The 6,764-nt window shown below is 46.7% G+C and carries 6 protein-coding genes; all 6 read right to left on the reverse strand.

The genetic code is table 11. The features are described from left to right. Positions 1-176: 176 nt before the first annotated feature. The 6 genes from dgoD to FPZ49_RS37845 all read right to left on the reverse strand — a co-directional run bounded on the left by dgoD (position 177) and on the right by FPZ49_RS37845 (position 6,607). Positions 177-1,319 carry a galactonate dehydratase gene (gene dgoD, locus FPZ49_RS34615; protein WP_144855246.1) on the reverse strand — a complete coding sequence of 381 codons (1,143 nt, stop codon included), beginning with the start codon at positions 1,317-1,319 and terminating at the stop codon, positions 177-179. Positions 1,320-1,335: 16 nt separating this feature from the next. After that, positions 1,336-2,337 carry a 3-dehydro-L-gulonate 2-dehydrogenase gene (gene yiaK / locus FPZ49_RS34620; RefSeq protein ID WP_186446288.1) on the reverse strand — a complete coding sequence of 334 codons (1,002 nt, stop codon included), beginning with the start codon at positions 2,335-2,337 and terminating at the stop codon, positions 1,336-1,338. 59 nt (positions 2,338-2,396) lie between these two features. Then, the gene (locus FPZ49_RS34625) at positions 2,397-3,611 is read right to left on the reverse strand and encodes an MFS transporter (RefSeq protein WP_144855248.1); all 1,215 of its coding nucleotides are present in this window, start codon (positions 3,609-3,611) and stop codon (positions 2,397-2,399) included. Positions 3,612-3,770: 159 nt separating this feature from the next. After that, positions 3,771-5,018, reverse strand: a complete 1,248-nt coding sequence (locus FPZ49_RS34630) for an MFS transporter (RefSeq protein ID WP_315899227.1) — start codon at positions 5,016-5,018, stop codon at positions 3,771-3,773. Between the two features lie 138 nt (positions 5,019-5,156). After that, the gene (locus FPZ49_RS34635) at positions 5,157-6,125 is read right to left on the reverse strand and encodes an aldo/keto reductase (RefSeq protein WP_144855249.1); all 969 of its coding nucleotides are present in this window, start codon (positions 6,123-6,125) and stop codon (positions 5,157-5,159) included. 158 nt (positions 6,126-6,283) lie between these two features. Next, positions 6,284-6,607: a G1 family glutamic endopeptidase gene (locus FPZ49_RS37845; protein WP_391563912.1), complete on the reverse strand. Its 324-nt coding sequence runs from the start codon at positions 6,605-6,607 to the stop codon at positions 6,284-6,286. Between the last annotated feature and the right edge of the window lie 157 nt (positions 6,608-6,764).

A 6,764-nucleotide genomic window follows, 5' to 3' on the forward strand; every position in this document is an offset into this window, starting at 1 on the left:
AGCTTGCAACGCTACCCATGATCGGGATGTCAACGCCGCGCTAAACTTGCTAAAACTCGCAATGTAGATTGCAACTGCCAACGGGGCAGGAACTGCCCTTGGAGCGTAGCTAAACTTGGAGCAGTAGCTCTATTGACTACGAAGCACCCACCTCTTAGGTGGTGTGTAGTTCACTTCTAATGGTCCATGACGGAGCCGTCTTCGTGCAAACGGGTTTTGAAGGCCCGTGCTCTAAACGGATACTTTTCAGCTGCATCCTCTGCAAGCTCGATTCCGATACCCGGAGTGTCCGGAATGATAAGAAACCCTTTGTCCAAGGTGACGGTGCTTTTTACGATTTCGTTCTTCGGTGCCTGATCCTCTCCGATCGGATACTCCTGTATGGCAAAGTTAGGAATGCAGGCGGCCACTTGCAAACAGGCAGCCGTACTCACGGGGCTGAGCGGGTTATGGGGAACAACCTGTACATCAAATGCTTCCGCCATAGCTGCGATCTTCTTCGCTCCGGTTATGCCTCCGACTATGCAAACATCCGGACGAACATACTGCACGGCGTTTCGTTTGAGCAGCATCGCGAATTCCTGAGGCGTATGTAGGCGCTCTCCCGTAGCCAGAGGAATATTAATGTGCTCTGCAATATAGGCCATCGAGTCAAAATTGTCCGGCTTCGTCGGGTCCTCATAAAAGTATGGCCTGTACGGTTCAATGCCGTTCGCCAGTACTACGGCATCGGCTGGTGATAGCCGGCGATGAATTTCAATACATAAGTCCACCTCATCGCCTACCGCTTCCCGATATTGGCGTACCCGGTCGATGGCGTTGTTAATCATTTGAGCATGCGTTTCAAACGGGGTTACGGTTCCCCTCGGCAGGTCCAGCAGCGGACTGAGGTGGCCGATCGCAGTGAACCCTAAGCTTTTCGCCTCTCGGATGCCCTGCAGCATTTCCTCCGTTGTCTTGCCGTAAACGTGGAAATAGGCCCGTGCTTTATCTCGGGTTTTACCGCCCAGCAATTGATAAACCGGGGCATTGTAATATTTGCCTGCTATGTCCCACAACGCAATATCGATAGCGCTAAGCGCGCCCATAATAGCCGCTCCGCGGAAATGGAAGCTGCGGTACATATAATTCCAATGATGCTCGATTCGCAAAGGATCCTGACCGATTAGATAGCGTTTGAAATGCTCCACCGCCCCTGCGGACGCCTCAAGAAATGCCCATGTCCCGGATTCCCCGAGCCCGGTGATCCCTTCGTCGGTGATTACTTTTACAAACATGTATTGATCGGCTAAAATCGTTTGCACATCTATAATTTTCACGTTGAATCCCTCCCATTTATAATGCTAATACCTGTTCCCAGAAGATCGGCTCCGCCGGAATGCCGCCCGCCATATTTTCCGCCCGAGTAAAAAGAGTTCTTTCACCGGGATAATACACTTTTTCGTTTTCCTTCAACGGCTCTGCGCCGGCTAAGTCTTCGATAATCGAATTGACCGTTTGCGAGACCGCATGATGAGTATCGAGTTTGGAAGCATCAAAGGCAATGAACATCTGAGATACTCTCGTTTCCTGCTCGAGGCGGCCGATCTCATGAGTGGCAAGTCCGCCGGACAGCACGGCCGCGATCATATCAAGCAGCAGCGACAAGCCGGAGCCCTTCCAATACCCGATCGGAAGCGGACGCTTCGATTCCAGTATAGCCCCCGGATCCCGTGACAGTTCCCCTGCTTGATCGAACCCGCCATCAACGGGTAACGGTTTATTTTGTAAATGGTAGGTTTCCAGCTTTCCGTAGGAGAACATCGACATCGCCATATCCAACACGACATGTCCCTCTTGACGAGGCACGGCCAATACGATCGGGTTGTTCCCGAGCTTGGCTTCGGCTGATCCCCACGGTGGCAAATTTGGAGTTGTATTCGTCCAGCACATACCGATACAACCTGCTTCGGCTGCTTGCCAGCCATAAGCTCCAGCTCTCATCCAATGATTGGTGTTGCTGAGTGAGACGGCCCCCATACCGTACCGCCCAGCCAAATCAATCGCGCGATTCATGCAAAAGTAGGCATTAAGGTTTCCGGGGCCTCCGGATCCGTCCCACCTTTCCAATGCGCCATAGGCTGCTTCTTGCTTCGGATGCGCATGAATATCGACCACGCCTCTCCGAATATGTTCAATAAACCTTGGAAATCGGTTTAGTCCATGAGTGTACACACCATCCCGGCTTGCTTCTGCAAACAGCTTGGCGCAAAGCTCCGCCCGCTCCGTCGTAAAACCCTCTTTCAATAACACCCTTAAAAATTGACCATACATCTCAGCATAAGGTATTCGCAGCATACTATTCTCCCATCGTGTTTATAGTTCAATGGATTTGCTCTCTATTTTCTCCACTCTTCTCAATTCGATAAAGAAGTCTGTTGTTGTTGAAGCTTCTTATCCTCCTCTTTCTTGTACTTCAAAAGAATGGCTATGGCTAATAATGCGATTCCATTGATTAAAAAGACGAGCGGGATGGTCAGCAGACCAGCTAAAATGCCTCCAATTACAGGTCCCAACAAATTCCCGATTTGCATCGCCGACTGATTTAAACTGAAGGCTCTCCCCCGAAAGCTTGGTTCAGTAGCCTGTACAATCAGAGCATTCAAAGAAGGAAATACGGCAGCAAAAAACAGTCCGTAGGAGAATCGCAAAACACCAAATCCAATCAAATTATGGAACAATAACTGCAGTAAGTTCCCTATTGCGCCTCCGAGCAAACCTATGAAAAGGATATTCCCGAAGCCGAACCTTGTTCCCGCCTTCCCCCACTGGGGAGCGGCAATGATCGTAGCAATCCCAACCGCGGAAAAAATAACCCCGGCACTTAAGGAGGCACTGCCCTTAGTAGCGCCAAGCTGCAGTACGTAAATCGTCAATAATGGCTCCAATAGCATGATTGAGGTGGATGTCGCCATAACCATAAGCAAGGCGGACAGCAGCCTTCGGTTAGACATAGCCTCTTTTAGGTCCGACTTCACGCTTGACCTACTGGATGTCCGATTAAAATTGGTTTCTTTAGCCCAAAACAAAGCGATTAAAAAGGAGAAGGACACTAGGCCAGCCGAAACTAAAAAGGCTTCCCTGCTACCTAACCAATGGCTTACCACCCCGCCGATCAGTGGCCCAATAATACTACCGGTAGCTGTAGCCGTGGACATGATACCTAACGCATAGCCTACATTTTTTTCCGGAGTATTCGTTGCCACCAAAGCCACAGCAGAGGGGACATAACCAGCAAGCACCCCTTGTAGTATTCGAATAACCAAAAGCTCGTAAGGATTATGGACGAAGTAAGTGATAAAGTAAAGCAGGGCTAGAAAGAATCCGGAACGGATAAGCATCGGTCTGCGTCCATATTTATCCGCTAAAGAGCCCCAATAAGGTGCAATCAGTGCGCTAGCCAAAAAGGTTATGCCGAAGATAAGGCCGGACCATGTCTCCAGATGAGATTCCACATGCAGCTGATCATGCAAAAAAATAGGCAGAAAAGGGATCACAACAGAAAAAGCAGTACTACAAAAAAATACCCCAGTCCATAAAACATACAGATTCATTTTCCAGGAATAAGCCACATGTACCCCCCCTACGTCAAGTATCTGGTTGGTTTCATTACCTATAGTGATGTTATACTTTTTCGGTCACTGGCCCAATTCTATCATCTATTAATAGAAGGTGCATAATAAAATAAAGGGAATTTAATATGGTTCGCTCCCGCGCCGATTCCGGTTAATTTAAAATGATGTGGCGGATTGATCAGACTGACTTGCATCGTTCCTCTTTATTCGGATTAACAGGAGCATCAAGGCAATGCTGGTGGCAAACGACAGGATGATCAGGATGAAGGGCAGCCTCGAATCGATAGTATAAGTCCATCCGCCGACTATACCGGATGGGGAAATGCACAACAGGACTAGGACTTGAAGAATCGAAAATATTTTGGCTCGTTGTTCATCATCGATGGAATTTGCCACTGCTGCTTCCAAGTAGGGGTTGGCAATAATCGTACCGGCAGCGGCCAGCATCGTACTAAAAACCACCGGAGTCACTTGTCCGGGAGAAGCGATGATTAAGATGATTTTTGACGTCATTGCGAGTAGAAATCCCCATATCATGTATCGGTATGCCTTGCTTTCCTGAAAACGCGGAATAACGAAGAACATCAATGCGAGCATCGCAACGGAAGATAACGCCGGGAATATTGCTATAAGTGCATCGTTCAACCTCAAAGCCTCCACCAGATAAAGCGAGAGATATGTATTTTGCATCGTGATCTGGAAGTTGAAGCAAATATAAACCCCAAAGACCATCAGTAACGCCCGGTTAGTCAGAATGGTCTTAATTGCATCGATGTATTCCTGAAACGTATCTTTGAGATTGACCGCCGTACTCTCTCTTCTTTTCCGCATTCCAATCTCCGTCTCGTGTGTAGCAAAGTTACGGGCAAAAAACATGACGGTCAGGCTAACAAAAAATACAGCGTACATGATGCGCATTGCGGGAACTAGCGTATAGTGACTGACAAGCAGCCCACCCAGCGGAGCAAACAAACCGCCGATCACCCCGATGAACTGAAGAATTCTAAATACAATGGACCGGTTGTTCGGATCGGTATCCTCAACCAATAGACAGTACCATGCTGTAGTGGGCACCCGCAGAAAGCTGTTGCATAAGGCGGCGATCAGGAAATACCAGAAATTTTGGGACAGAGCCCATATGAGCGCTGGCACACTCCAGCTTAATAGGTCGTAATAGAGAAGCGCTCGGCGCCTGCCCATCCGGTCCGTAAGGTAGCCGCTAATAAAGGAAGTAAAGATCTGCAAAACCAGTCCCACGGAAGTAATAAGACCAATTTGCCGTTCACTTAAACCTAATTGGAACATATACACCGTCGCATAAGTCGTAAGCATACTGTATGGCAAAATAAACATCGGTTCATAAATCAAGCAGCCTCTGGCGTTCCCTTGAATTCGTTTAAACAAGATGAGCCTCCCCCTATTCGCAGCAATAAAAAACAGAAAACGAGCCTATAGAATAAAATCTATAGCTCGTTTCAACTGTTTAGAATTGAACGCCGCCCTGAACTGCGGTCAAGTTACTACATATGCCTGGAATGTCAATTATCGGTTGTACCCGAAACGTGTTCCTGCCAATGAACGCCATACATCATCGCACTTCAACAGAGTCCCGGCATCCAGTGGTTCTCCCTCAATCGACGCAATATTCTGCTCGAGCTGAGCCAGCCGGCTTACTCCCGAAATGATACTAGTCACGGATTTTTGCGCGACACACCACTTCATTGCAAGCTGCAAGATACTCATTCCACATTCCGCGGCAATTTTTGTAAGCTGGTCAACAGCGGCAAAGTTCTCATCCGACCAGTACCGGTTAAAGTATGTTTCATTGTTGGCAAACCGAGTATTTTCCGTAGGCTGGCCCGGCTTATGTTTACCAGCCAACAACCCCCCGGCAATAGGATTATAAATGGCCATGCCCAATTCATGTGCTTTTAAAAAAGGAATGAGCTCTGTTTCTATGCCACGGGTAATCGGATTATAGACATTTTGAGTGATTATGGGTGCTATATAATTGCGTTTGTCGCAGATAGACAACATATCGGCGATCTGCCAAGCGGCATAGTTGCTGACACCAATATATCGGATTTTCCCCGATTTTACCAAAGTAGACATGGTTTCAAGTGATTCTTCGATGGAGGTTTCGTAGTCAGGTGCATGCATGTAGTAGATATCGATATAATCTGTATCCAGTCTCTTCAAGCTGGCATCCACAGCAGATAAAATATTTCGGCGGCTTAGCCCCGCGTTATTGGGGTTTTTACCCATCGGACTGCGTACCTTAGTCGCAAGAATAATCTCATCACGCCTGCCTTTGAGACCTTTGCCGACGATCTTTTCGCTTTCGCCCTGATTATAGGAGTTTGCAGTATCAAAAAAATTGATGCCATTATCAAATGCATAGTCCATAATTGTAAGACTGTCAGCTTCGCTTGTTTGCTCTCCGAACATCATGGTTCCAAGGCTTAATTTGGAAACTTTAAGACTTGTTTTTGACAAGTTATTATACTGCATATGATAGCCCTCCACTTCAAGATACTTAGCTTTACTTGACCATTTCTATGTAATTATACACCTAGATTCTGGGAAATCAACGAGAACTCCATTGTTTCTGAGCTTAAAAGCTTAAAACTCCCGAAGATGGTATTATCGGGAGTTGAATGATTATGCAACTATTTTCTGCGAATCCTTTTCGAAGATATCTGCATTTTTGATCCATATACGACCAAGAACCCATCTCGAGATTTATTGGGAAAAGACGGGGTAGACACAACTCGATTATTTTGAATCATGATCCCCCGGTTGTTAGGTTTCATTAAAGGATTTTTAAGATTGACTCGACATTTAATAAAGTGCACTTTTTGAAAAGTGGCTAGTCTTGTTGTTTTATTGTTTATAGAGGGAGCCTCCAAAATCCATTCCGCCGAAGTAGCCGGCCCAGTATACCTTTTAACCGTTTTATAGGTCCATCCTTTCGTTTTATTAGCAAGTAAAATAAGCCACTTGTTGTTATTAACTCAACTTTCGCAGCTAATAAATCAGCCTAAGACCGTGTGAGTACTGGATTTGTGATCGAAAAGATACCCTACTTGAAAAATAGAAAAACACCGCTTCCTTTGGTAAAGTGAGAGTGTCGAAGTCACACTACTACCA

Origin of the sequence: Paenibacillus cremeus, from assembly GCF_007786445.1 — a bacterium.
Classification (GTDB): domain Bacteria; phylum Bacillota; class Bacilli; order Paenibacillales; family NBRC-103111; genus Paenibacillus_G; species Paenibacillus_G cremeus.